Annotated in this window: 17 protein-coding genes and 4 pseudogenes; 16 read left to right on the top strand and 5 right to left on the bottom strand. The window is 69.1% G+C overall.

Going from position 1 to position 25,261, the window contains the following annotated elements; all coding sequences use genetic code 11:
• Nucleotides 1–12: 12 nt before the first annotated feature.
• The 11 genes and pseudogenes from eccA to eccE form a co-directional block, all read left to right on the top strand.
• Nucleotides 13–1,866, top strand: a complete 1,854-nt coding sequence (gene eccA / locus L6444_RS02765; protein ID WP_236984610.1) for a type VII secretion AAA-ATPase EccA — start codon at nt 13–15, stop codon at nt 1,864–1,866.
• Nucleotides 1,863–3,478, top strand: a pseudogene (eccB, locus tag L6444_RS02770) (type VII secretion protein EccB). Before eccA ends, eccB begins: the two are co-directional and overlap by 4 nt.
• Nucleotides 3,475–7,494: a type VII secretion protein EccCa gene (gene eccCa, locus L6444_RS02775; RefSeq protein ID WP_236980304.1), complete on the top strand. Its 4,020-nt coding sequence runs from the start codon at nt 3,475–3,477 to the stop codon at nt 7,492–7,494. Before eccB ends, eccCa begins: the two are co-directional and overlap by 4 nt.
• Nucleotides 7,491–7,799 (top strand): PE family protein, encoded by a 309-nt coding sequence (locus L6444_RS02780; protein WP_236980313.1) that lies wholly within the window; start codon nt 7,491–7,493, stop codon nt 7,797–7,799. Before eccCa ends, L6444_RS02780 begins: the two co-directional genes overlap by 4 nt.
• Nucleotide 7,800: 1 nt before the next feature.
• A complete protein-coding gene (locus tag L6444_RS02785; protein WP_236980315.1) occupies nt 7,801–9,342 on the top strand; it encodes a PPE family protein in 1,542 nt (513 codons plus the stop codon).
• A gap of 48 nt (nt 9,343–9,390) precedes the next feature.
• Nucleotides 9,391–9,684 (top strand): type VII secretion system protein EsxG, encoded by a 294-nt coding sequence (gene esxG, locus L6444_RS02790; RefSeq protein ID WP_180914986.1) that lies wholly within the window; start codon nt 9,391–9,393, stop codon nt 9,682–9,684.
• A 28-nt stretch (nt 9,685–9,712) separates the two neighbouring features.
• Nucleotides 9,713–10,003 (top strand): WXG100 family type VII secretion target, encoded by a 291-nt coding sequence (locus tag L6444_RS02795; RefSeq protein ID WP_236980317.1) that lies wholly within the window; start codon nt 9,713–9,715, stop codon nt 10,001–10,003.
• A 26-nt stretch (nt 10,004–10,029) separates the two neighbouring features.
• Nucleotides 10,030–10,932 carry an ESX secretion-associated protein EspG gene (locus tag L6444_RS02800; RefSeq protein ID WP_236980319.1) on the top strand — a complete coding sequence of 301 codons (903 nt, stop codon included), beginning with the start codon at nt 10,030–10,032 and terminating at the stop codon, nt 10,930–10,932.
• Between the two features lie 147 nt (nt 10,933–11,079).
• Nucleotides 11,080–12,480: a type VII secretion integral membrane protein EccD gene (eccD, locus tag L6444_RS02805; RefSeq protein ID WP_236984612.1), complete on the top strand. Its 1,401-nt coding sequence runs from the start codon at nt 11,080–11,082 to the stop codon at nt 12,478–12,480.
• Entirely contained in the window at nt 12,477–13,910 is a 1,434-nt protein-coding gene (mycP, locus tag L6444_RS02810) for a type VII secretion-associated serine protease mycosin (protein ID WP_236980321.1), read from the top strand. The genes eccD and mycP overlap by 4 nt, the downstream gene beginning before the upstream one ends.
• A pseudogene (eccE, locus tag L6444_RS02815) lies at nt 13,907–14,884 on the top strand (type VII secretion protein EccE); the annotation flags it as partial. The gene mycP and the pseudogene eccE, both read left to right, overlap by 4 nt.
• 84 nt (nt 14,885–14,968) lie before the next feature.
• On the opposite strand, the gene L6444_RS02820 reads toward eccE, so the two are convergent.
• Nucleotides 14,969–16,183, bottom strand: coding sequence for an alpha/beta hydrolase family protein (locus L6444_RS02820; RefSeq protein ID WP_370653068.1), 1,215 nt, complete (start codon nt 16,181–16,183; stop codon nt 14,969–14,971).
• A gap of 207 nt (nt 16,184–16,390) precedes the next feature.
• Between L6444_RS02820 and L6444_RS02825 the strand changes: the two genes are divergently transcribed.
• Complete coding sequence (locus L6444_RS02825) at nt 16,391–17,176, top strand: trans-aconitate 2-methyltransferase (protein WP_236984616.1); 786 nt, start codon at nt 16,391–16,393, stop codon at nt 17,174–17,176.
• On the opposite strand, the gene L6444_RS02830 is transcribed toward L6444_RS02825, so the two are convergent.
• Genes L6444_RS02830 through L6444_RS02840 form a run of 3 tightly spaced genes read right to left on the bottom strand, consistent with a single transcriptional unit; the run spans nt 17,173 to nt 19,753 of the window.
• The gene (locus tag L6444_RS02830; RefSeq protein WP_236980323.1) at nt 17,173–18,582 is read right to left on the bottom strand and encodes a sulfatase family protein; all 1,410 of its coding nucleotides are present in this window, start codon (nt 18,580–18,582) and stop codon (nt 17,173–17,175) included. The two genes, L6444_RS02825 and L6444_RS02830, sit on opposite strands and share 4 nt — an antisense overlap.
• The gene (gene bluB, locus L6444_RS02835; RefSeq protein WP_255731136.1) at nt 18,572–19,246 is read right to left on the bottom strand and encodes a 5,6-dimethylbenzimidazole synthase; all 675 of its coding nucleotides are present in this window, start codon (nt 19,244–19,246) and stop codon (nt 18,572–18,574) included. The genes L6444_RS02830 and bluB overlap by 11 nt, the downstream gene beginning before the upstream one ends.
• Before the next feature lie 24 nt (nt 19,247–19,270).
• Nucleotides 19,271–19,753, bottom strand: coding sequence for a hypothetical protein (locus L6444_RS02840; protein WP_236980326.1), 483 nt, complete (start codon nt 19,751–19,753; stop codon nt 19,271–19,273).
• 91 nt (nt 19,754–19,844) lie between these two features.
• Here L6444_RS02840 and L6444_RS02845 point away from each other — a divergent pair.
• Nucleotides 19,845–20,469 (top strand): annotated as a pseudogene (locus tag L6444_RS02845) (phosphatase PAP2 family protein).
• A 43-nt stretch (nt 20,470–20,512) separates the two neighbouring features.
• Nucleotides 20,513–21,181 (top strand): L,D-transpeptidase family protein, encoded by a 669-nt coding sequence (locus L6444_RS02850; protein WP_236980328.1) that lies wholly within the window; start codon nt 20,513–20,515, stop codon nt 21,179–21,181.
• A 7-nt stretch (nt 21,182–21,188) separates the two neighbouring features.
• Here L6444_RS02850 and L6444_RS02855 read toward each other — a convergent pair whose 3' ends face one another.
• Complete coding sequence (locus tag L6444_RS02855) at nt 21,189–21,701, bottom strand: nuclear transport factor 2 family protein (RefSeq protein ID WP_370653139.1); 513 nt, start codon at nt 21,699–21,701, stop codon at nt 21,189–21,191.
• A gap of 353 nt (nt 21,702–22,054) precedes the next feature.
• Between L6444_RS02855 and L6444_RS02860 the strand changes: the two genes are divergently transcribed.
• Both L6444_RS02860 and L6444_RS30965 read left to right on the top strand, forming a co-directional pair.
• Nucleotides 22,055–23,887, top strand: a complete 1,833-nt coding sequence (locus L6444_RS02860) for an Hsp70 family protein (RefSeq protein ID WP_459561269.1) — start codon at nt 22,055–22,057, stop codon at nt 23,885–23,887.
• Nucleotides 23,888–24,090: 203 nt separating this feature from the next.
• A pseudogene (locus tag L6444_RS30965) lies at nt 24,091–24,750 on the top strand (DUF7159 family protein); the annotation flags it as partial.
• Nucleotides 24,751–25,261: the final 511 nt, after the last annotated feature.

Here is a 25,261-nt window from a genome sequence, read left to right on the forward strand (position 1 = left end):
GACGGCAGGCGCGTGGAACGCGGTGACATAGGCATGCTGGCGGCTCAACCCCGCGCATCCCGACCGGACGGCAGGGTGGACGAAGACGTGATCAGCAGGTTTGCCACCTGCTGCCGCGCCCTGGGCATCGCGGTATACGAGCGGCAGCGCCCCGCCGACCTGGATGCGGCCCGATCCGGCTTCAGCGCACTGACCCGGGTCGCGCACGAACAGTGCGACGCGTGGACCGGTCTGGCCGCTTCCGGCGACACCTCCAAGCGGGTGCTGGAGCAGGTGTCGCGCACCGCGGCCACGGCGGGTGTGCTGCAGCGCCAGGTGGAGCTCAAGCCCGGCGCGCTCGGGTTCCGCTACGACACCGGACTGTATCTGCAGTTCCGGGCCAGTACGCCGGACGACTTCCACCTCGCCTACGCGGCCGCGCTGGCATCCGAGGGGCACTTCGCCGAAGCCAACGACATCGTCACCCGCATCGCCGAACGCCGGCCGAAGTCGCGCGAAGCCCGCTGGATCTCCGTCGTCATCAACTACCGCGCCGAGCGCTGGTCGGACGTCGTCAAGCTACTGACCCCGATCGTCAACGACCCCGACCTCGACGAGGCCTTCGCGCACGCGGTGAAGATCGCCCTGGGCACCTCACTGGCGCGACTGGGCATGTTCGCTCCGGCGTTGTCCTATTTGGAAGAACCCGAGGGGCCCATCGCCGTGGCCGCCGTCGACGGCGCGCTGGCCAAGGCGCTGGCGCTGCGCGCGCACGTGGACGAAGAAGCGGCCAGCGACGTGCTGCACGAGTTGTATGCCGCGAACCCGGAAAACGAAGAAATCGAGCAGGCGCTGTCCGACCCGACCTTCGGGATGGTCACCACCACCGCGGCGCGCATCGAGGCCCGCACCGACCCGTGGAATCGCGACACCGAACCCAGCGACGCCGACTTCGTGGACCCCGGTGCCCGGGAGCGCAAAGCCGCCCTGCTGGCCGAAGCGGAGGTGGCGCTCAACGAGTTCATCGGCCTGGACGAAGTGAAGAACCAGGTATCGCGACTGAAGAGTTCGGTGGCCATGGCGGTGCTGCGACAGCAACGCGGATTGACCGTCGCCCAGCGCACCCACCACCTGGTGTTCGCCGGCCCGCCCGGAACGGGTAAGACCACCATCGCCCGTGTGGTCGCCAAGATCTATTGCGGCCTAGGCCTTTTGAAGCGGGAGAACATCCGTGAAGTGCATCGCGCCGACCTGATCGGCCAGCACATCGGTGAGACCGAGGCCAAGACGAACGCGATCATCGACAGCGCGCTGGACGGTGTGCTGTTCCTGGACGAGGCGTACGCGCTGGTGGCCACCGGCGCCAAAAACGACTTCGGGCTGGTGGCCATCGACACACTGCTGGCGCGCATGGAGAACGACCGCGACCGGCTGGTGGTCATCATCGCCGGGTATCGCGCCGACCTGGACAAGTTCCTCGACACCAACGAGGGTCTGCGGTCCCGGTTCACCCGCAGCATCGACTTCCCGTCCTACCAGCCTTCGGAGCTGACCGAGATCGCGAATCTCATGGCGCAGCAACGGGATAGCGTGTTCGAGCCGGCCGCGCTCGCCGACATGCAGAAGCTGTTCACCCACCTGGCCGAGACCTCGTCACCCGACAGCAACGGCATCGACCGGCGCAGCCTGGACATCGCCGGCAACGGCCGGTTCGTTCGTAACATCGTCGAGCGCTCGGAGGAAGAGCGCGAATTCCGGCTCGATCATTCCGAGCAAGCCGGCACAGGTGAATTCACCGATGAGGAATTGATGACAATCACCGCACAAGACGTCCGCAACACCGTGGCTCCGCTGCTGCGCGGTCTCGGACTTTCGGTGCCCGCATGAGCAAGAACGAGTCCGAAGGGGAGTGGGCGGACGATCGGCGGTCGTTCGCCTCCCGGACCCCGGTCAACGAGAACCCGGACAAGGTGGAGTACCGGCGTGGTTTCGTCACCCGCCACCAGGTGACCGGCTGGCGGTTCGTGATGCGGCGCATCGCCTCCGGAATTGCGTTGCACGACACCAGAATGCTCGTCGAGCCGTTGCGCAGCCAGTCGCGTGCGGTGTTGATGGGGGTGCTGCTGCTGGTCACCGGTCTGCTTGGGTGCTTTGTGTTTTCGTTGATCCGGCCCAACGGGCAGGTCGGCAACAACGTGGTGCTCGCCGATCGGTCCACCGCCGCGCTGTATGTGCGGGTGGGCGACCAGTTGCACCCGGTGCTCAACCTGACCTCCGCCCGGCTGATCGCCGGTCAGCCCGTCAACCCCACGACGGTCAAAAGTGCTGAGCTGGACAAGTTTCCGCGTGGCAACCTGGTCGGAATCCCGGGTGCTCCGGAGCGCATGGTGCAGAGCACCTCGCGCGACGCGGACTGGACGGTATGTGACGGGGTCACCGGGCAACCCGGGCGGGGCGCGCGCAGCACGGGCGTGACGGTGATCGCGGGCCCGCTGCACAGTGACGGCGCCCGGGCGTCCATGGTCAGTTCGAAGCAGGTGATCCTGGTCGACGCCGCCGCATCGGGCGGCGAGGGCACCTGGTTGCTCTGGGAGGGCAAGCGCAGCCGGATCGACCTGGCCGACCGCGCCGTCACCAACGCGCTGGGCCTGGGCACCGACGTGCCCGCGCCACGGCCCATCGCCTCAGGCCTGTTCAATGCCATTCCGGAATCCCCACCCCTGGCGGCGCCGCCCATCCCCAACGCCGGGAACCCGGCCGGCTTCGCGGTGCCCGCGCCGATCGGAGCGGTGGTGGTGTCCTACGCGGTGGACCGGGCCGGAGCGGACAACTTCTACGCGGTGCTGCCGGACGGCCTGCAGCCGATCTCACCGGTGCTGGCGGCGATCCTGCGCAACACCAACTCCTATGGCCTGCAACAGCCTCCGCGGCTGGCTGCCGACGAGATCGCCAAGCTGCCGGTGTCACGACTGCTGGACACCTCGCGCTACCCCGCGCAGCCGGTGACGCTGGTCGACGCCGCCGGAAATCCGGTCACCTGCGCGTCCTGGAGCAAGCCCAACGGTGCGGCGACGAGTTCGCTGACCCTGCTGTCCGGCTCGGCGCTGCCGGTCGCCGAGGAGTCCGGCCGGTCGAGTTGGTCGGCGGCGGCGCGAAAGTCGCCCTGACGCCCGGCACCGGCTATTTCACCCAGACCGTCGGCGGGGGAGCGGCCGCACCGGCCACCGGATCGCTGTTCTGGGTGTCGGACACCGGCGTGCGCTACGGCATCGACAACGAGTCGGACCGGTCCAGGGGCCAGTCGGGTTCCAACGGACAGGGCAAAGCCGTTGAGGCGCTTGGCCTTACCTCGCCGCCGCTGGCCATACCGTGGTCGATCCTGTCCTTGTTCGCAGCAGGCCCGACGCTGTCGCGCACCGATGCGCTGCTGGCGCATGACGGTTTGCCGCCGGACAGCCGGCCGGGTCGTCCGGTATCCGCCGAAGGGGAGCCCCGATGAGCAGACTGATATTCGAGGCGCGCCGGCGGCTGGCGCCGCCCAGTGCCCGCAAGGGCACCATCACCATCGAGGCGCCACCGGAGCTGCCGCGGGTGATCCCGCCCTCGCTGTTCCGGCGTGCCATGCCGTATCTGATCGGCATCCTGATCGTGGGCATGATCGTCGCCCTGTTCGCCACCGGCATGCGGGTGATCTCGCCGCAGACGCTGTTCTTTCCGTTCGTGTTGCTGTTGGCGGCCACCGCGCTCTACCGCGGCAACGACAACAAGATGCGCACCGAGGAGGTCGACGCCGAACGGGCCGATTATCTGCGTTACCTCTCGGTGGTCCGGGACAACATCCGCGCCCAGGCGGCCGAGCAGCGCACCGCGGCCGAGTGGTCGCACCCGGAGCCCGAGGCGCTGGCCGCGGTGCCGGGGTCCCGACGGCAGTGGGAGCGGGACCCGCATGACCCCGACTTCCTGGTGCTGCGGGCCGGTCGGCACTCCGCACCGCTGACCACCGCGCTGCGGGTCAACGACACCGCCGACGAAATCGATCTGGAACCGGTGTCGCACAGCGCATTACGCAGCCTGCTCGACACGCAGCGCACCGTGCGCGATGTGCCGACCGGAGTCGACCTGACGAAGCTGTCCCGCATCACGGTCATTCCCGGCGCGGGCGCCGGCCAGGCAGAGGTGCGCGGCGCGGTGCGCGCCTGGATCGCCCAGGCGGTGACCTGGCACGATCCGACGGTGCTCGGGGTGGCGCTGGCCAGCCGGGACCTGGAGGGCCGCGACTGGTCCTGGCTGAAATGGCTACCGCACGTCGACATTCCCGGTCAGGTCGACGGCGTCGGCCCGGCCCGCTACCTCACCACCGACCCGGACGACCTGATCGACCTGCTCGGGCCGGCCATCGAGGACCGCCCGGCCTTCACCGGACGGCCGGTGGATGCCTTGCGGCACTTGCTGATCGTGGTGGACGACCCCGGCTACGACCTGAACCTCTCGACGCTGGCGGCCGGGCGCGCCGGCGTCACGGTGCTGCACATCTCGGCCACCCCGCCGAACCGGGAGCAGTACTCGGACCCGGAGAAGCCGATCCTGCAGGTGGCGGGCGGGGCCATTCAGCGTTGGCAGACCCGGGGGCTGGCAGCCGTACATCGACGCCGCCGACCAGTTCGGTGCCGACGAGGCCGCGCACCTGGCGCGGCGGCTGTCCCGCTGGGACTCCAACCCCACCCACACCGGGCTGCGCTCGGCGGCCACCCGGGGCGCCAATTTCACCACCCTGCTGGGCATTTCGGACGCATCCCGGCTCGATGTGCCCGCGCTGTGGTGTGGGCACCACGCAGCCGGGACGAAGAGCTGCGGGTCCCGATCGGCGTCACCGCGACCGGTGAGCCGCTGATGTTCGACCTCAAGGACGAGGCCGAAGGCGGCATGGGGCCGCACGGGCTGATGATCGGTATGACCGGTTCCGGCAAGTCGCAGACCCTGATGTCGATCCTGCTGGCGTTGCTGACCACGCACTCAGCCGACCGGCTGATCGTCATCTACGCCGACTTCAAGGGTGAGGCGGGCGCCGACAGCTTCCGCAACTTCCCGCAGGTCGTCGCGGTCATCTCGAACATGGCCGAGAAGAAGTCGCTGGCCGACCGGTTCGCCGACACGCTGCGCGGCGAGGTGGCCCGGCGCGAGATGCTGTTGCGTGAGGCCGGTCGCCGCGTGCAGGGCAGTGCGTTCAACTCGGTGACCGAGTACGAGGCGGCGCAGGCGGCGGGCCACGATTTGCCGCCCATTCCAACGCTTTTCGTGGTCGCCGACGAGTTCACCCTGATGCTGGCCGATCACCCGGAGTACGCGGAGTTATTCGACTACGTGGCGCGTAAAGGGCGCTCGTTCCGTATCCACATCCTGTTCGCCTCGCAGACGCTGGACGTGGGCAAGATCAAGGACATCGACAAGAACACCTCCTACCGGATCGGTTTGAAGGTGGCCAGCCCCAGTGTGTCCCGCCAGATCATCGGGGTCGAGGATGCCTATCACATCGAATCCGGCAAGGAGCACAAGGGAATCGGGTTCCTGGTGCCCGCACCGGGTGCCACCCCGATCAAGTTCCGGTCCACCTACGTCGACGGTATCTACGAGCCCCCTCAGACTGCGAAAACACTTGTGGTGCAATCTATTCCGGAGCCAAAGCTGTTCACCGCAGCAGCGGTGGAGCCCGATCCGGGCATGGTGATCGCCGGTGGTGAGGAAGACGAGCCGATCGGCCCGCCGCGCAAGCTGATCGCGACCATCGGCGAGCAACTGGCCGGCTACGGACCGCGAGCGCCGCAACTGTGGCTGCCCCCGCTGGACGAACCGATCCCGCTGACCGCGGTGCTGGCCCGCTCCGGGATACAGCCGCGGCAGTGGCGCTGGCCGCTCGGCGAGGTCGACAAGCCGTTCGAGATGCGCCGCGACCCGCTGGTGTTCGACGCCACCTCGGCGGCCGGCAACATGGTCATCCACGGGGGTCCGAAGTCCGGAAAGTCCACTGCGCTGCAGACCTTCATCATGTCGGCGGCCAGCCTGCACTCCCCGCGCGAGGTCACCTTCTACTGCCTGGACTACGGCGGCGGACAGCTGCGTGCGCTGGAAGATCTGGCCCACGTCGGCACGGTGGCCTCGGCGCTGGAGCCCGAGCGCATCCGCCGTACCTTCGGTGAGCTGGAGCAGCTGCTGCTGTACCGCCAGCACCGCGAGGCGTTCCGCGACCGTCCCGGCAACGGCCAGGGTGTCGCGCCGCAGGACGACGGATTCGGCGAGGTGTTCCTGGTCATCGACAACCTGTACGCCTTCAGCCGCGACAACACCGACCAGTTCAACACTCGAAATCCGTTGCTGGCCAAAGTGACCGAACTGGTCAATGTCGGCCTGGCCTACGGCATCCACGTCGTCGTCACCACGCCGAGCTGGCTGGAGGTGCCGCTGGCCATGCGCGACGGGCTAGGGCTGCGTCTCGAGCTCAGGCTGCACGACGCGCGGGACAGCAACGTGCGGGTGGCCGGTGCGCTGCATCGCCCGGCCGAAGCCGTCCCGCACGATCAGCCGGGCCGCGGCCTGACCATGGCCGCCCAGCACTTCCTGTTCGCCGAGCCGCAACTGGAGCAGATCGCCGAGATCAACGCCCGCTACCCGGGCCAGGTCGCGCCGCCGGTCCGGTTGCTGCCCACCAACCTGACACCGGCCGCGGTCGGCGCGCTGTATCGGGGACCCGAGCAGATCGTGATCGGCCAGCGCGAACAGGACCTCGCGCCGGTGGTGCACGACTTCCGCGAGCACCCGTTGCTGATGGTGTTCGGCGACAGCAAGTCGGGTAAGACCACGCTGCTGCGCCACATCATCCGCACCATCCGCGAGAACTCCACCGCCGACCAGGTCGCCTTCACCGTGCTCGACCGGCGACTGCACCTGGTCGACGAACCCCTGTTCCCGGACAACGAGTACACGGCCAACATCGACCGGATCACCCCGGCGATGATCGGCCTGGCCAACCTGATCGAGTCACGCCGGCCGCCGGCCGGTCTGTCGCCCGCCGAACTGTCGCGGTGGACGTACCAGGGCGGCCCCGACAGCCACACCCACTACCTGATCATCGACGACGTCGACCAGGTCCCGGACTCGGCGGCGACCAGCGGTCCGTACGTCGGCCAGCGTCCCTGGACCCCGCTGATCGGGCTGCTCGGTCAGGCCGCCGAGCTGGGGCTGCGGGTGATCGTCACCGGTCGGGCGTCTGGGTCGGCGCACGCGTTGATGACCAACCCGCTGCTGCGCAGGTTCAACGACCTGCAGGCCACCACGTTGATGTTGGCCGGTAACCCGCAGGACAGCGGGAAGATCCGTGGTCAGCGGTTCAGCCGGCTGCCGGCCGGCCGGGCCGTGCTGCTGTCCGACAGCGACGACCCGACGTACCTGCAGTTGGTCAATCCGCTGGTCGGTGCGGCCTCGATTATTGGTGATACGCAACAGGAGGGAAGTCAGTCATGACGTTGCGAGTGGTTCCTGAAGGATTGGCCGCCGCCAGCGCCGCGGTGGAGGCGCTGACGGCCCGGTTGGCCGCCGCGCATGCCAGCGCGGCGCCGCTGATCACCGCGGTGGTACCGCCGGCGGCGGACCCGGTGTCGCTGCAGACCGCCGCCGGGTTCAGCGCGCAGGGCGAGGAGCACGCTGCGGTGGCGGCCCAGGGCGTCGAGGAACTGGGTCGGGCCGGCGTCGGCGTCGGAACGGCCGGAGCCGGCTACGCGGCCGGTGACGCCGCGGCCGCTGCGACCTACGGGATCGCGGGCGGCTGACATGACCTCCCCACTGGGGCCGATCTGGGTTGCTTCGCCGCCCGAGGTGCATTCGGCGTTGCTGAGCAGCGGGCCGGGTCCGGCGTCGCTCACCGCGGCCGCCGGTGCCTGGAGCGCGCTCAGCGCCGAATATGCTTCGGCTGCAGCAGAACTGGACGGCCTGGTGGGGGCGGTTGGCGCGGGCGCCTGGCACGGGCCGAGCGCCGAACGGTACGTGGCGGCGCATCAGCCGTACTCGGCGTGGCTGCGACAGTCCAGCGCCGACGCCGCCGGCGTGGCGGCCCAGCACGACGTCGCGGCGACCGCGTACACCGCGGCGCTCGGGGCAATGCCGACGCTGGCGGAGTTGGCCACCAACCACCTGGTGCACGGCATGCTGGTGGCGACGAATTTCTTCGGCATCAACACCATCCCGATCACCCTCAACGAGGCTGACTACCTGCGGATGTGGCTGCAAGCCGCGACCACCATGGCGCTGTACCAGGCGACTGCGGGCGCCGCGCTGGCCTCGGCCCCGCGCAGTACCGCCGCACCGACCGTGCTGAGTCCGGGTGCGCAGGCCACGGATCTGTCGCAGACCGGCGCGGCGGCAGCTGCCGCTGACTCCAACCCGCTGAACAGCATCATCGACGCCATCGTCGCCGCACTCGAGGCATACGTGAAGGCGCTGCCCTACGGCGACGAGCTCTGGTATTTCCTGACGCACCCCGTCGAGCAGATCTCGCAGATGATCGTCGACTTCATCCAGAACCCGTACGCGGCTTTGGTCACCTGGGGCCCGCTGCTTTTCTGGCTCGGGTACCAGGCCTTCTTCCAGCCGGTCGGTTGGGGCACCTGGGGGACCGTGCTCAGCGCGCCGCTGTGGGCGCCACCGCTGTTCGCGGTCGGACTGGCCAGCCTGGCATTTCTCGGACTGATCAACTTCGACACCGTCCCCGATCTGCCCGCGGACGCCGAGGTTTCGGTGCCGCAGCCGCAACCTCGGACCTTCTCGCTCGCCGCACTCGGTGCGCCGGCGCCCGGTCCCGCCGGGGCGCCGGTTTCGGCGACCGGAGCGGGTGCGCCCGCCGGTTCGGCGCCGGCGCCGGCAGTGCCGGCGGCCACCGGGTTGGCCTACGCGGTGGCCGGACCCGACGACTGGGGCCCGGGCCTAGGTCCGACGGTCGGCGGCCGCACCGGCGCCAAGGCGCCCGCCGCGACTGTTCCCGCCTCCGGCGCGGCGGCGGCCAGCAGTGCCGCGGCGCGCGCCAGGCGGCGCCGGCGAGCACCGCTGCACGACCACAGCGACGAATTCGTGAATGCCGACCTGGACGTCGATCCCATCTGGGAGGACGGCGCGCAGGCTTCGGAACGGGGCGCCGGAACGTTCGCCGGCACCATACCCCGAGAGACCCTGTCCCGGGCGGCCGGTCTGACCGCATTGGCCGGCGACGAATTCGGCGGTGGCCCACGGATGCCGATGACGCCGAGCACCTGGGAGCAGGGACGAGAGGAAAGGGGGCCGGAAAGTCAGCGAGACGACTTACCGCGTAACGGTCGGTGATGAAGTTCTGATTCGCAGGAATCGCAAGAAGATTGGAAAGGGAGAATTATGAGTTTGTTGGATGCTCATATTCCGCAGTTGGTGTCGTCGCAGGCGGCGTTCGGCGCCAAGGCGGGGTTGATGCGGCACACGATCGGGCAGGCCGAGCAGGCGGCGATGTCGGCGCAGGCGTTTCACCAGGGTGAGTCCGCGGCGGCGTTTCAGGCGGCGCACGCCCGGTTCGTGGAGGTCGCGGCGCGGGTGAACACGTTGCTGGACATCGCGCAGGCCAACCTCGGTGATGCCGCGGGTACCTATGTGGCTGCCGATGCCGCGGCCGCCTCGACCTACACCGGTTTCTGAGCCGGTCTGTTACCAGGGAGGATCACGCATGTCGCAGATCATGTACAACTACCCGGCGATGCTGGCGCACGCCGGGGACATGGCCGGTTACGCGGGCACGATGACGGGGCTGGGCGCCGACATCTCCGCCGAGCAGGCCGCCTTGCACAGTGCCTGGCAGGGTGACACCGGGTTGACGTATCAGGCCTGGCAGGTGCAGTGGAACCAGGCCATGGAGGATCTGGTGCGGGCGTATCAGTCGATGGCCAGCACCCACGAAGCCAACACGATGGCGATGATGGCCCGCGACCAGGCCGAAGCCGCCAAGTGGGGCGCCTGAGCGCTCAGCCGAGTTGATGGATGTCGATGGACTCCAGGCCCAATGCCGTTGAGCTGACCGTCGATCAGGCGTGGTTCATCGCGGAAACTGTTGGGGCGGGCAGTTTTCCGTGGGTACTCGCGATCACTCCACCGTATCGCGACAGTGCCGAACGAACCGCGTTCTTCGACCGTCAGCGCGACGAGCTGACCCGGATGGGGTTGGTGACGCCGGACGGCGTCATCAACCCGACGGTCGCAGAGTGGATCAAGCTGGTCTGCTTCCCGGACCGCTGGCTCGACCTGCGTTACCTGGGACCCGCCCGTCCCGGCAGCGCGGGCGCCGCGGACATGCTGCGCGGCATCGTCGCGCAACGCGCCGGCGCGGCCGGGCGGGACGCCCGGTCGTTCGCCGGGCCGGCCACCGTGGTCGCGTTGCGCAGCGCGCAGCTGATCACCTTCACCGCGATGGAGATCGACGACCCGCGCGCGCTGGTTCCCGTACTGGGCGTCGGCCTGTCGCAGCGGCCGCCGGCCCGATTCGAGGAATTCAGCATGCCGACCCGGGTCGGCGCACGGGCCGACGAGCGGCTGCGCTCGGGCGCGCCGCTCGCGGAAGTCCTTGACTACCTTGGTATTCCGGCTTCGGCGCGACCGGTGGTGGAGTCGGTGTTCACCGGGCAGCGCAGCTACGTCGAAATCGTCGCGGGTTGCAACTGCGACGGCAGGCACACCACCACCGAGGTGGGCCTGAGTCTGATCGACGCCCCCGCGGGGCGGGTGCTGGTGAGCCCGACCCGCGCGTTCGACGGCGAATGGGTCTCGACGTTCGCCCCCGGCACCCCGTTCGCGACCGCGGTCGCGATCGAACAACTGACCTCCTACCTGCCCGACGGACAGTGGTTCCCCGGCCACCGGTTGTCCCGGGACTTCTCCGCACAGACCACGTAATCCGAACCGACCACATAATCCGAGCCGACCACGTAATCCGAACCGACCACATAAGTAGCCGAATAAGAAAGAGAGCACGATGTTCCAGCAACGGCCCCGACGCCACACCCGGCTTGATTGGGAGGTCCGGTGACGTCCGGGACCGTCATGCCCATTGTCCGCGTCGCCATCCTCGCGGACAGTCGCCTGACGGAGATGGCCCTGCCCGCCGAGTTGCCGCTGCGCGAAATCCTGCCTGCGGTGCAGCGGTTGGTGGTTCCCGCGGCCGGCAACGGTGACGCCGGCGAGACCGGTGCCGCCGCACCACATCTGAGCCTGGCGCCGATCGGGGGTGCGCCGTTCAGCTTGGACGCCAGCCTGGACACCGTCGGCGTGGTCGACGGCGATCTGCTCGCGCTGCAACCGGTGCCCGCGGGCCCGGCCGCGCCGGGCATCGTCGAAGACATCGCAGATGCCGCCATGATCTTCTCCACCTCGCGGCGAAACCCTTGGGGCCCAAGGCATATCCAGCTCGGAGCTCTCGCCGCGGTGATCGGTGTGACGCTGCTGGCCACCGGTCTGGCGGTGGCGCACCGGGTGGCTACCGGCGCCCTGGTCGGCCTGGTCGCGGCCAGTGTTCTAGCCGCGCTGGTCGCGATCATCGGCTTGTTGACCACCGCTCGCTCGCCGCGCACCGGGATCCCCTTGTCCATCACCGCCCTGGCGCCGATCGGGGCCGCCCTGGCCTTGGCGGTGCCCGGCAGGTTCGGCGCCGCACAGGTGCTGCTGGCCGCAGCGGGCGTCGCCGCCTGGTCGCTGGTGGCGCTCATCGTGCCCAGCGCGGAGCGCGAGCGCGCGGCGGCGTTCTTTACCACCTCGGCGGTGGTCGGCGTCGTGATCGCACTGGCTGCCGGTGCCGAATTGCTCTGGCAGCTACCGATTCTCACGCTGGGCTGCGGGCTGATCGTGGCGGCGCTGTTGATCACCATCCAGGCGGCGCAGCTCTCGGCGCTCTGGGCGCGGTTCCCGCTGCCGGTGATCCCGGCGCCGGGTGATCCGACCCCGGCACCGCCGTCGTTGCGGGTGCTCGAAGACCTGCCGCGGCGGGTGCGGATCGGCGACGCGCACCAGAACGGGTTCATCGCCGCCGCCGTGCTGCTCAGCGTGCTGGGTTCGGTGGCCATCGCGTTGCGTCCCGAGACGCTGAGCGTCGCGGGCTGGTATGTGGTCGGCGCCACCTCGCTGGCGGCCACGCTGCGTGCCCGGGTGTGGGATTCGGCCGCCTGCAAGGCGTGGCTGTTGACGCAGCCGTTCCTGGTGGCCGGCGCGTTGCTGGTGTACTACGCCGCGACCGGGCGCTACGTCGGTGCGCTGGTCGCGGTGGCGGTGCTCGCCGTACTGGTGCTGGCGTGGGTGGTGGTGGCACTGAACCCCGGCATCGCGTCGCCGGACAGCTACTCGCTGCCGCTGCGCCGGCTGCTGGGCTTCGTCTCCGCGGGCCTGGACGCATCGCTGATTCCGGTGATGGCGTTTGTGGTCGGATTGTTCACCTGGGTGCTCAATCGATGATGCGTGCCGGATCAGCTTGCCTCGCAGCGGCTTTGGCCTTCTCTCAGGTCGCTCTGCAGGCTGGCGCGGTGGGAACGGCTGCCCGGGCGGCGGCGATCAGTCCGCCGGTGGTGGATGCCGCCGCACCGCCGCCCACCGGCGCTGTCGGACCCGTGGCACCGATGGAACAGCGCGGCCAGTGCAGCGTCTCCGGGGTGATCCCCGGCACCGACGCGGGCGCGCCCACACCCAGCCAGGGCATGCTGAATCTGCCTGCGGCGTGGCAGTTCTCCCGCGGCGAGGGCCAACTGGTGGCCATCATCGACACCGGGATCCGGCCCGGCCCGCGGCTGAACAACGTCGACGCCGGTGGTGACTTCGTGGAGTCCACCGACGGCCTGACCGACTGCGACGGGCACGGCACCCTGGTCGCCGGGATCGTGGCGGGCCAGCCCGCTCCGCCCGGTCAGGAAGACGGGTTCGCCGGCGTCGCGCCGGCCGCGCGGCTGCTGTCCATCCGCGTGACGTCGGCCAAATTCTCACCGCGCACACCCGGCGGTGACCCGGCCACCGCGCGGGCCGCGATCGACATCGAGTCACTGGCCCGGGCCATCGTGCATGCGGCCGACCGCGGTGCCCGGGTGATCAACATCTCCGCCGTCACCTGCCTGCCCGCCGACCGGCCGGTCGACCAGGCCGCACTCGGTGCCGCCATCAAGTACGCCGCGGTGGAAAAGGATGTGGTCATCGTGGCCGCCGCCGGCAACACCGGGCCCACCGGCTCGGTCGCCGGGGGCACCTCCTGTGACTCCAACCCGCTCACCAATCTGAGCCGGCCCGCCGACCCCCGCAACTGGGCGGGTGTCACGTCGGTGTCGGTGCCGTCCTGGTGGCAGCCCTACGTGTTGTCGGTGGCCTCGGTGGGGCCGGACGGCCGACCCTCGAAATTCACCATGGCCGGTCCGTGGGTGGGCATCGCGGCGCCCGGCGAGGGTATCGCCTCGGTGAGCAACGCCGACGGCGGTGGCCTGGCCAACGGGCTACCCGACGACCACCAGCAGCTGATTCCGCTCAGCGGCACCAGCTATGCCGCCGGCTACGTCTCAGGGGTGGCGGCGCTGGTCCGCGCCAAGTACCCGGCGCTACCGGCGACCGAAGTGGTGCGCCGCATCACCGCCACCGCGCAGAACGGCGCACGGGACCCGTCCAACCTGGTCGGCGCCGGAACGGTGGACCCGGTGGCCGCCCTCACCTGGCAATTACCTGCCGCGGCCGGGCCGACGGACAGTCGCGCCACGGTCAAACCCGTCACCGTCCCGCCGCCGCCCGCGGCCAAGGACACCACCCCGCGCAACGTCGCGCTGGCCGGAGCCGGCCTGCTGACCTTGCTCGTCATTCTCACCGCAGCGACGGTGGCGACTGTACGCCGCCGGAAGGAGCCCACCCCGTGAGCCAAACCCTCAGCGGCGTACCGAAACCGGGCGTCGGCCGGATCACCCTGGCCTTGCTGGCCGTGGTGCCCGCGGCAATGGCGTACCCGTGGCAGTCCACCCGGGCATACTGGCTGATCGGCATTGCCGTGGCGGTGCTGATCCTGTTGCTCGGTTGCTGGCGCGGACTGTTCTTCACCACGATCCTGCGCCGTCGGCTGGCCATCGTCGGCCGCGGCGGGCGCCCGGCGCCCGACCCGGATGCCGACACCCGCGGCACGGCCCTGGTGCGGATCGGGGCGGCGCCCTCGGAATCCGACGTGCTGCCCCTGCCGTTGATCGCGGGCTATCTGGACTGCTATGGCATTCGCGCCGACAGTATCCGAATCACCAACCGGGACACCGCATCCGGGCGCCGCGAGACGTGGATCGGCCTGACCGTCTCGGCGGTGGACAACCTGGCCGCGCTGCAGGCACGCTCGTCCCGCATCCCGCTGCACGAGACGGTCGAGGTGGCCGCCCGCCGGTTGGCTGACCACCTGCGCGAGATCGGCTGGGACGCAAGTACCGTCGCGCCCGAGGACGTTCCGGAGCTGCTAACCACCCAGTCCGGCAAGGCGGGCCGCGAGACGTGGCGCGCGGTGCAGCAGGGTTCGTCGGATTATGTTGCGGCATATCGGGTTACCGTGGATTCGGCGCTGGCCGACACGTTGAGCCGGGTACGGTCGCAGCCGGCGCGCGAAATCTGGACGGCACTGGAGATCGCGCCGGGCGATGGCGGCGCGCCCTACACCGTCGCGGCCGCGGCAGCGCTGCGCACCGACGCCGCGCCCGCCGGTTCGGCGCCGACGGCCGGGCTCACCCTGGAACGCGGCAATCAGGGGCCGGCGCTGGCGGCCCTGGACCCGTTGTCCACCCGGCGGCTCGACGGGCACGCCGAGGCGCCCGCGGACCTGCTCGCCAACCTGGACTGGCCCACACCGGCTGCGGGGGCGGCGCACCGCGCGCCCGACAGCGAGGCCGCGACCCAGGTCATCGCGGTGGGGGGGGAAAGTAGGACCGCAGTCGTACCTGAAACGTCAGTCGTACATGAACTGGTGCAGGAACGGCGTCATCCGGCGCAGGTAATCCAACTGGCTCACATGCAGCACGTGGCTGCCGGGGAACCAGTGCAGCGCGCACCGGTCCCAGTGCTCCCACAACGACACCGCGTGCGACGGCGGCGCCATCCGGTCGCCCAGGCCGGTGATGATCATCCGCCGGTTCTTGGGCAGCAGCGGACGGTAGTTCAGCGGCCCGTGATAGGCCAGCCCGGCCAGCAACTCCTGCCGGCTGATGCCGGTCAAACGCAGTCCCAGGGAGAACAGCGTGCTGGCCGGAAACCACTCTTCGAACAGGTCGCCCGGGGTTACCACCGGACAGTTGGGGATGACCGCCTCGAGGCGATCGTCGACCGATGCCACCAGCGCCGAGGTGTAACCGCCCAGCGACAGACCGGTCAGCGCGATCCGCTCGACACCGGTGCCCTGCAGGTAGTCGATCACCGAACGAAAGTCGTGCACCGCCTGCGCCATCGCCTCGGCGAACACGCTCATGCCCCCGGCGAAATAGCCGTAACCGCTGAAAGGCGAATACCGTTCGGCGCGCTTGCCGTGAAAAGGCAAGGTGTACAACAACACGTCGTAGCCGGAGCGGAAATACCAGGGCAGCGAGAAGAACAGGCCGTTGAACAGATAGGACGAGCCCATGAAACCGTGGATCACGCACAGCGTCGGGCGTGGGCCGTCGTCGTGACGCCAATGCTGTGCGTGCACGATGTTGTTGGCGGACAACGCACTCCACCGCTTACGCAGCGCCGGGTTGACGGCGCGGAAGCTGCTGGGGAACGCGATGTTGTCGATGGCGGCCAACGCGACCCGCTCGATGAGCCGGCTGGGTTGCCGGGTCACGTTCGTGGGCGGCTCCGTGGGCGCCGGGAAGGACTTGCGCGGATCGTGTTCGGCGCCGAGTTCGGCGTAGAACCTGAGGTTGTCGCGCTCGCTGCCGGAGTTGACCCGGCGCACGTTGGCGCTGATCACCGCCGGTGCCACCGTGGTGGCCAGCAGCGAGGACGCCGTGGTACGCAATGCGACGTCGCTGATCGCCGACGCCTCGACAACCAGGCGCTGCCGAATCGACAGCGCCGAGCGCGGTGGCAGACCCTCGGTACCGGCGTCGCCGCCGGGCACGTCGGGAATGGGCAGCGGCGGGGTGATCGGATCGGCCTCGCCGGCCACCTCCGAGGTCTCAGACATCACGCCGATCGTAACTCGCCGCCGACGTCGATCGCAGCAGAAGTGGGTCGGATGCCCGGTATGTCAGCCCCATTGGTAAGCACCCGGCGGGGTCCGGTAATACGGTTTGTCAAGGTTCGAAAAGGATTCGACAAGGACTTGTCAGGGAAACCGGGTAAGCGCCCGAGGGCCCTGACGACGAGCAGGTGTAGATCAGGAGGATCGAATATGTGGGATCCCGACGTCTACCTGGCCTTTGCCGATCACCGCAGCCGTCCGTTCTACGACCTGATCTCGCGGGTCGGCGCGGACCGGGCGCGCCGCGTGGTCGACCTCGGTTGCGGTCCCGGCCACCTCACCCGGTACCTGTCCAAACGCTGGCCCGGCGCCCGGGTCGAAGCGATCGACAGTTCCCCGGAGATGGTCGCGGCCGCCCATGAGCGGGGTATCGAGGCCACCGTCGGCGACGTGCGCAACTGGAAGCCGCAGCCGGACACCGACGTGGTGGTCAGCAACGCCGCGCTGCACTGGGTGCCCGAGCACTCCGATCTGCTGGTCAAGTGGGTCGAGCAGTTGCCGTCCGGGTCCTGGCTGGCCATCCAGATGCCGGGCAACTTCGAAACGCCGTCGCATGCCGCGGTGCGGGCGCTGGCACGCCGTGAGCCCTACGCAAAGATCATGCGGGACATACCGTTTCGGGTCGGATCGGTGGTCCACCCGCCCAAGCATTACGCCGATCTGCTGATGGACGCCGGCTGCCGGGTGGACGCGTGGGAGACCACCTACCTGCACCAGTTGACCGGCGAGCACCCGGTCCTGGAGTGGATCACCGGTACCGCGCTGGTGCCGGTGCGCGACCGCCTCGACGACGAGAACTGGGAACAGTTCCGCGCCGAACTCATCCCACTGCTGGACGACGCCTACCCGGCCCGGGCGGACGGCACCACCATCTTCCCGTTCCGGCGGGTCTTCATCGTCGCGCAGGTCGGCGGTGGCCGCGGCCCGGACGCTTAGCCGGGGCTGACCTCGTCTTCGATGCCGCGGTCGGTCGCGATGGCCGATCTGCTGGTCGGTGTCGTGTGATGGATCTGTAGATACGTTTCGGTGTAGCGCACCGCGATGCGGGTGCCGGCGAACTCCGACGGGATCACGTCGCCGGTGCGTTGCCGCCAATCATGCAGTCGCACAGCGAGATCGGCGGCAACGGCATCGACTTCCAGGGCGTCCAGGGTGTCCAGCGTGCCGTCGAGCAGGTTGGTGGTCTCGGTCGGGTCGGCACGCAGGTCATACAGTTCGCGCTCGGGCCGCGGCGCCTTGATGAACGGGGCGACGGCCAGCCCGGACGGGCTTTCCTCGATGTCCCACGGCAGGTCCAGCAGTGGCCGCGGCACATAGTTCTCGATGTAGCTGTATTCCTTGGTGCGGATTGCCCGAATCGGGTCGAACGAGTCGTGGTAGGTCTTCGTGGTGTACACGTGGTCGCGAACCGGCTCCGTCGCCTCGGTGGCCAGCAGCGCCTGCGCATGCGAGACGCCGTCGATGTCGTCGGGCACGGCGACGCCGAGCAGGCCCAGCAGTGTCGGCAGCAGGTCGACACCGCTGAACAGCTCGTCGTAGACGCGGGGCGGGCAGGCCAGTTTCGCGGGCGGCCGGATGATCAGCGAGATGCCGGTGCCGGCGTCGTACAGGGTGGATTTCGCGCGGGGGAACGCCGGGCCGTGATCGGTGAAGAACACCACCCAGGTGTTGGCGTCCAGTCCGGTTTCGGCGAGGGTGTCCAGCATGGTGCCGACCGCGGCGTCGGCGGTGGCGATGGATCCGTAGAAGTCGGCGAGGTCGCTGCGCACCTCGGGGGTGTCGGGCAGGTAGTTGGGCAGCTGCACGGCCGAGCTGTCGGCTGGTTCGTACCGGTCGTGCGGGTACGGGCGGTGCGTCTCGAAGAAGCCGGCGGTCAGCAGGAAGGGCTGCCCGGACAGATCGGGTGCGCTGTTGTGCAGCCATTCGCCGACCTTGTCGACCACGTATTCGCAGTACGAGTTCGACACGTCGAATTCGTCGAAGCCCAGACGCTTAGGGTAGGACGTTTCGTGTTGCATCCCGAAAAGTGCTGAATACCAACCTGATTCGTGCAGAATCTGCGGAAGGGTGCGAACGCCGGCGCGGTATTCCCAGCCGTGGTGGGCCAGCCCGATCAGCCCGTTGCCCTGCGGGTAGCGACCGGTGAACAGCGACCCGCGCGACGGCGAGCACAGCGGTGCGGTGGCATGGGCCCGGGTGCACAGGATGCCTTCGGCGGCAAGGCGGTCCAGCCGCGGGCTGGAAACGTCGGGGTGACCGTAGGCGCCCAGGTAGCGCCCCAGGTCGTGCCAGTGCACCAGCAGGATGTTGGTCGGGTCGTCACTCGTTGCCTCAATGCTCACCGTCTGCCACCTCTTTCACCATCCCCCATCGGTTCTCCGATACGAACTCGCTCAGCGGCCGGGCCGCCGCCCAGCCGTCCAATTCCAGCGCGGGCCGGTCCGGGAAGTCGGGCACCGGACCCACGCACAGCACCGCCACCGGCTCGGCACCGACAGGCATTTCCAGCAGGTCGGCCAGCCGCCGCGGATCGAACAGCGACACCCAGCCCATCCCCAAACCCTCCGACCGGGCCGCCAGCCACAGGTTCTGGATCGCGCACGACACCGACGCGAGATCCATCTGCGGCAACGTGCGCCGCCCGAAGACGTGCTGTTCGCGGCCCTCGCACAGCGCCACCACCAGCAGCTCGGCGCACTCCATGATGCCTTCGACCTTCAGCGCCAGGAATTCGTCCCCCCGTGGGCCCAGGGCGGCGGCGGTGAGCTTGCGTTCGGCGTCGACGACGGCGTGAATGCGGCGGCGAAGCTGGTGGTCGGTGATGCGCACGAAGCGCCAGGGCTGCATCAAGCCCACGCTGGGTGCGGCATGGGCCGCTTGCAGTAGACGTGCCAATACCTCCTCGGGGACGTGGCCGTCCGGGCAGAACCGGCGCATGTCCCGTCGTTCGGAGATCACCCGATACACGGCGCGACGTTCCGCTGCGGTGAACGCGTGCTCGGTCACCCGGCCATCGTAGGAACGTGACGGTCAGGGACTGTAGGTGACACCCACCGCCCGGAACACATATTCGGCCGGCACGTCGAAGTGCAGTGATCGCCGCGGCAGCCGAGCCAGCACGTCGGCTCCGATGGTGTCCTTGAAGTGCAGCGAGAGATGGCCGTGGAACCGCTCGTCGACGGCGGCGGTGTCCAGGTCGAGTTGCAGCCCCGTCGCGGAGATCTCGGCGGTGGCGGCTCCGCTGTTCGCCTCGTCCCAGCGCACGTCCACGGCACGCCCGGCGAGCTTGGGCACCACCGAGAGCGTCGCGAGCACCCGCTGCGAGGTGAACGCCAGCGCGCCCACGTAGCTGGCGATGCTGCCCTGGGACCGCAGCCCGGGTATAGCGCCGCTGAACCGCCGGGTGACCGGGATCGATTCGGCGAGATGGATCAACCCCTCTTCCTCGACCTGGCTGCGCAGATCTGCAGGCAATTTGCCGACGCCGAACAACTTCCGAACAATCACCGCCATGACGCCAGTATGGGAGCGTTTCCGCGACGGTGCACCGATTCGGCTCTCGGTGCGCCCATGACCCGCCCCTTCGTGGCGGCCGGCCGCCTGGCTGGCCGTCGCCGCGGTCGCGCTGTACGCCGTGTTGTGGGTGGGGCACCGCCAGAACTGGGGCTGGCTGCACGACTTCGACTGGATGCTGTTGACCCCCGCGCATGACATCGGCGTCAAGCACCACGGCTGGGTGCGGTTCTGGTACCTGGTGTCGATCGTGTTGGGGCCCGTCCCGCTGCGGGTGCTCGGGCTGGTGGCGGCCGCGGCCGCGCTGGTGCGGCGACAGCTGCGGCTGGCGCTGCTGGTGCTGCTCGGTGCGGTGCTCAGCGGCCTGGTGACGTGGGTGGCCAAAGGCCTGGCCGGACGGCCGCGGCCGGCGACCGCACTGGTTGCGGCGGCGGAGACGTCGTTCCCGTCCGGGCACGCGCTGGAGGCGACGGCGGGTGTGCTGGCGTTGCTGACCTTTCTGTTGCCGCTGCTGACGGCGCGCTGGCTGCGGACCTCGGCGATGACGGCGGGGGGCGCTGAGCGTGTTCACCGTCGGGGTCGCCCGGGTGGCGTTGAATGTGCACCATCCCTCGGACGTGGTCGCCGGTTGGGCGCTGGGCTACGTCTTCTTCATGCTCTGTCTGTGGGTGTTGCACCCCACGCCATCACGGCGGCGTGACGCAATCGGGCCTTAACCTTTACTTGACCCTCAGGTTGGTGCCGCCTGACGATGAAACGATGCGCCGACTGGTAACTCTGTTGTGTGCCTTGGGCAGTGCACTGGTGTGCGCCGTGGGCGCGGCCGCACTCTCGGCGCCGGGGGCCGTAGCCGCCGGCAACCCGTGGTTCGCGAACTCCGTTGGCAATGCGACGCAAGTGGTTTCGGTGGTCTCCACCGGTGGATCGAACGCCAAGATGGACATCTATCAGCGCACCGCGGCCGGCTGGCAGACGCTGAAGACCGGGATTCCCACCCACGTGGGCTCGGCCGGCATGGCGCCGCAGGCCAAGAATGGTTATCCGGCCACCCCGATGGGTGTCTACAGCCTGGACTCCGCATTCGGCACCGCACCCAATCCCGGCGGCGGTCTGCCGTATACCCAAGTCGGACCCAACCATTGGTGGAGCGGCGACGACCACAGTCCCACCTTCAACACCATGCAGGTGTGTCAGAAGTCCCAGTGCCCCTTCAACACCGCGGAAAGCGAGAACCTGCAGATCCCGCAGTACAAGCACGCGGTGGTGATGGGGGTCAACAAGAACAAGGTGCCCGGCGGCGGCGCCGCATTCTTCTTCCACACCACTGACGGCGGCCCCACCGAGGGCTGCGTGGCCATCGACGACGCCACGCTGGTGTCGATCATCAAATGGCTGCGGCCCGGAGCGGTGATCGCGATCGCGAAGTAGGGCTTTCTCAGCCCGTCAGGTCCGCGCGGGCGCGGCCCGGCTTGACGTTGAAATTCAGACCCGCCACCGACATCGTCGCCTCGTAGGTGCGGTCGTAACCGGTTGCGCTGATCCGCCATCCGTCGGAGGTGCGCCGGTACTGGTCCCGGTAGAACGCGGCGCCGATCAGCATGAAGTCGAACTCGGCCACGATGACCCGGTCCTGCAGATACCAGATGCCCGAGGCGGTGTCGCCGCTGACGGTGATCTCCGGGTGCGTCACCCGGTGTTCGGTGACCACGCCGGGGCCCATCGCCGAGCTCAGGTACTCCACCAGGTCCTTGCGGTTGTCGAAGTGCAGTTCCTTGCCCAGCGACGACCCGTAGGCGCCGACGATGTCTTCGGTCATGGTCTCGGCGAAGTCGTCCCAGTGCTTGGTGTCCATCGCGCGCAGGTAGCGGTACTTGACCTGTTTGATCGCTTCGATGTCGGCGATCCGGGCTTGCGCATATTCAAGGCTCACCCAGTCATTGCAGCACACCGAATCGTCGTCGATGCCGCCGGGGAGCAAACTCTGCGCCAACGCCCGACGCGCCCGAAACGTCGCTCGGGGCGGTATGTCAAGAGAGGCGAAGGTACCTTTTTGATGACGACACGGCATCGAGCCGGTACCAATGACATTGGGGCCGAACCGTATTCGGGTGGTCCGCGGCTATGGTTAACGCGCTGGCTACCGACCGCATCGACGAAAGTATTGGCTCTATGTACGACCCGCTGGGGTTGTCGATCGGGACCATGAACTTGGTCGCGGCGGCGAACGGAGGTTCTCCGGTCATCCGTCGTGCCGTGCTCACCCTGTATCCACACTGCGCCCCGAAACTTGTTGCATCCCAGATGACTTCGGATGCAGCCCAGCTCGGTGTTCCGATGACCGGGTTCGTGGAACGGATCGGCGACTCCGTCGCGCTGATCTCACCCGACGGTGCCGCGCACGATCCCGACCTGCTGACGGTCGAGGCGCTGGATGCGATGGTCGTCGCTGCGGGCGCGGACTCCAGTTCCTCGGAGATCGCGATTGCCGTTCCCGCACACTGGAAGCCGGCCACCGTGCAGGCGTTGCGCGATGCGCTTCGAACACACGTCGGCTTCGTCCGCAGCGGGATGCCGCCGCGCCTGGTCACCGACGCGACCGCGGCGTTGACCGCGGTGCGGGCCGAGACCGAGGTCCCGTCCGCAGGGGTGGTGGGCCTGCTGGACTTCGGCGGCTCCGGGACCAGTGTCACGCTGCTGGAGATCAAGGACGTCGACGATGAGGTCGAACCACTCAGCGCCACAATGCGTTACGAGGAATTCTCGGGTAACCAGATCGACCATGAGCTGCTGCTGCACGTGTTCGAAACGGTGGGCCATCAGGACGCCGACCCGACCAGCACCGCCGCGGTCGGTCAACTCAACCGGCTGCGGATCGAGTGCCGCGAGGCCAAGGAGCGGCTGTCCGTGGACGCCGTCACCGAACTGGCGGTTGATCTTTCGGGCACCAGCACCGTCCTGCAGCTCAGCCGGGACAAGCTCGAGGACCTGATCTCCGACCGGCTGACCGGGTTCATCTACGCGTTCGACGACATGCTGGCCCGCAACCACTCCTGCTTCGCCGATCTCGCCGCCCTGGTCACCGTGGGTGGCGGGGCTAGTATTCCGCTTGTGGCCCAGCGTCTTTCGGTGCACACCCGGTTGCCGATCCTGACCGCAACGCAGCCGGTGTGCGCCGCGGCGCAGGGTGCGTTGCTGCTGGCCGCTCGCGGTGAGCTGCTCGACCTGCGGACCCGGGCTTCGATCGGTCTGATGGCCCGCACGGCCGCCGGCATCGACGTGCTGGACCCGCCGGGGGGCGATCTGCTGGTGATCGACCACGATGCGCTCACCGATCGCGAGTTGGCCTGGTCGCAAACCGAATTCCCGGAGATCCCGACACGCTTCGAGGCCGATCCCTACCACGAAGACGGCGCCTGCTTCTCGATGCGGCTAAACCTGATCGACCCGCCCAAGGAGCCGCCGTGGCGACGCTTCCGGGTTTCGCAGGTGCTGATCGGGCTGTGCGCCACGGTGGCCATGACCGCGATCGGAGGCGTGGCGATCACGCTGACCGCCATCGAGCAGCGGCACACCCCCACCAAGGCCCCGACCGCGCCCAGTGTGGCGCCGCCGACGTCGTTGCCCGCCGCCGTGCTGCCCACCGGCGCGCCACCCACCGCCGTGCCCCCAGCCCGATCGAACCGAGCCCGCTGCCGCCGCCGACCGAGGTGCCCAGTGCTGCGGCGCCGACCAGAGTGGAGACGCCGCAGCCACCCCGCCGCCACCGCCGCCCCGACCCAGCAGATGACGACCACGCGACCCGCGCCACCGGTGACCACGACCCGGCCGCCGGTCGCCACGACACCGGTGACCACCCCGCCGCCGGTTGAGTCGCCCACCCCGACGGAGTCGCCGAGCGCTGCGGAGGCGCCGACCACCTCGGAGCCGTCACCGGTGCGGATGACCACCCAGTGGTTGCATGTGCCGTTGATCCCGGTCCCGATCCCGATCCAGGTGCCGGCGAATCAGGCTCCGGCGAATCAGGGCCCGGTCAACCAGTACCCACAGAATCAATACCCGCAGAACCAGTACCCGCAGAATCAGTGGCCCCAGGAGGGTCCGCAGAACCCGTTCGCCGGCGTCGGCAGTCCGTGATCTGCAGTCTGGTCCGCCGGCGGTAGCCGTTCCGTTCGAGCTGCATATGAATCTGCCGTTCCGCCCGTCGTGCGCGAGTAGGGTTTGAGCTGGCAAACTAGATAACGCCAGCTGAACCGTCGACGGTGGACCGCGCGGCACTGGGCATGCCACGACGGACCGCCTAGACCCCGTCAATAGCTCGGACTGGGGTTGGAGGGGTTATGGACATCGTGCTCGGGATATCGATGGAGCCCGCAGCGGTCCGCATGGTGCTGATCGAGGGAGCGAACGCCGACGGCGTGACGGTCGAGGACGACAGCATCGAACTGTCGTCCGGCTCCTCGGGTGCAGGCGGTGCCGTGGCAACGCAGGCGGTCGCCGCGCTGATCGGCACCCAGGAGGGCGCCGCCGAAAGTGGCTACCGGCTCACCTCGACGGGGGTGACCTGGACCGACCCCGGTCAAGTCGGCGCGCTGCGTGCCGAACTGGCGGCCCGCGAGGTCGGCAACGTCATGCTCGTCTCGCCGCTGCTGGCCGCCGCCGCGCTGGCGCAGACCGTCGGATCGGCGCTCCATTACGCGCACCTGGCAATGCTGTTCGTGGAGGCCGAGAGCGCGACGTTGGCGGTGGTCGACGTCGCGGACGGATCCATCGTCGACTTGCATCGGCGGGCGCTGCGTTCGAGCTCGCCGGCTGCGGAGCTGGTGACGATGATCGCCGGGCTCGACGCGCCGGCATCGCGTGCCGACGGCGTGTTTCTGGTGGGATGCGGGGTGGACATCGTCGGCCTCAAGCCGGCCCTCGCGGCCGCGACGTCGTTGGTGGTCAGCGTGGCCGAGGAGCCGGAACTGGCGTTGGCTCGGGGTGCGGCGCTGGCCTCGGCGAATGCGCCCCTGTTCGCGGCGTCGACCGCGGCGCTGGCATATGCCCTGGACCCGGGCACCGGAGAGGTGAACCCGCACGCGCTGACGCCGAGCTACCTGGACGTCTGTGCGGCAGCCGGGGTGGCCGAAAACGCGCTGGCCTACAGCGCCGTGGACGACGACGCGTACACCACAGCCATGACGCCCGGCGCAAGCAGGCGTCGGCCGGTGGTGTTGCTGACCGGCGCCGCGGCCGGGATCGCCGCCGTGGTGGGCGGAATGCTGGTGGTGTCGCTGGCCGGAGATGTCCGACCGACCGCGGCGCAACAGCCGAACCACCCGGAATTCGTTCAGACGCCGGCGGTTCAGGCGCCTGCCACCGAGTTGCCGGCCCAGGTGTTGGGCCCGCCCCGAATTCGGTGCCGGAAGCCGCGCCGGCGGCCCCGGCGGCCCCGCCGCCGACCCCGATCGCCGCGCCCCGACCCCGGCCGCCCAGCCGGCCGCGCCGTCCCCGCCGGTGGTAGCGCAG

It is taken from the genome of Mycobacterium kiyosense (assembly GCA_021654635.1).
Taxonomy (GTDB): domain Bacteria; phylum Actinomycetota; class Actinomycetes; order Mycobacteriales; family Mycobacteriaceae; genus Mycobacterium; species Mycobacterium kiyosense.

Bases quoted from the DNA above. Each gene is read 5' to 3' on its own strand.
- L6444_RS02780 (WP_236980313.1), top strand. From the start codon at position 7,491: ATGACGTTGCGAGTGGTTCCTGAAGGATTGGCCGCCGCCAGCGCCGCG.
- L6444_RS02785 (WP_236980315.1), top strand. From the start codon at position 7,801: ATGACCTCCCCACTGGGGCCGATCTGGGTTGCTTCGCCGCCCGAGGTG.
- L6444_RS02795 (WP_236980317.1), top strand. From the start codon at position 9,713: ATGTCGCAGATCATGTACAACTACCCGGCGATGCTGGCGCACGCCGGG.
- eccCa (WP_236980304.1), top strand. From the start codon at position 3,475: ATGAGCAGACTGATATTCGAGGCGCGCCGGCGGCTGGCGCCGCCCAGT.
- mycP (WP_236980321.1), top strand. From the start codon at position 12,477: ATGATGCGTGCCGGATCAGCTTGCCTCGCAGCGGCTTTGGCCTTCTCT.
- L6444_RS02820 (WP_370653068.1), bottom strand. From the start codon at position 16,183: ATGTCTGAGACCTCGGAGGTGGCCGGCGAGGCCGATCCGATCACCCCG.
- L6444_RS02850 (WP_236980328.1), top strand. From the start codon at position 20,513: ATGCGCCGACTGGTAACTCTGTTGTGTGCCTTGGGCAGTGCACTGGTG.
- L6444_RS02860 (WP_459561269.1), top strand. From the start codon at position 22,055: ATGACTTCGGATGCAGCCCAGCTCGGTGTTCCGATGACCGGGTTCGTG.
- eccD (WP_236984612.1), top strand. From the start codon at position 11,080: ATGCCCATTGTCCGCGTCGCCATCCTCGCGGACAGTCGCCTGACGGAG.
- L6444_RS02825 (WP_236984616.1), top strand. From the start codon at position 16,391: ATGTGGGATCCCGACGTCTACCTGGCCTTTGCCGATCACCGCAGCCGT.
- esxG (WP_180914986.1), top strand. From the start codon at position 9,391: ATGAGTTTGTTGGATGCTCATATTCCGCAGTTGGTGTCGTCGCAGGCG.
- L6444_RS02840 (WP_236980326.1), bottom strand. From the start codon at position 19,753: ATGGCGGTGATTGTTCGGAAGTTGTTCGGCGTCGGCAAATTGCCTGCA.
- L6444_RS02800 (WP_236980319.1), top strand. From the start codon at position 10,030: ATGGACTCCAGGCCCAATGCCGTTGAGCTGACCGTCGATCAGGCGTGG.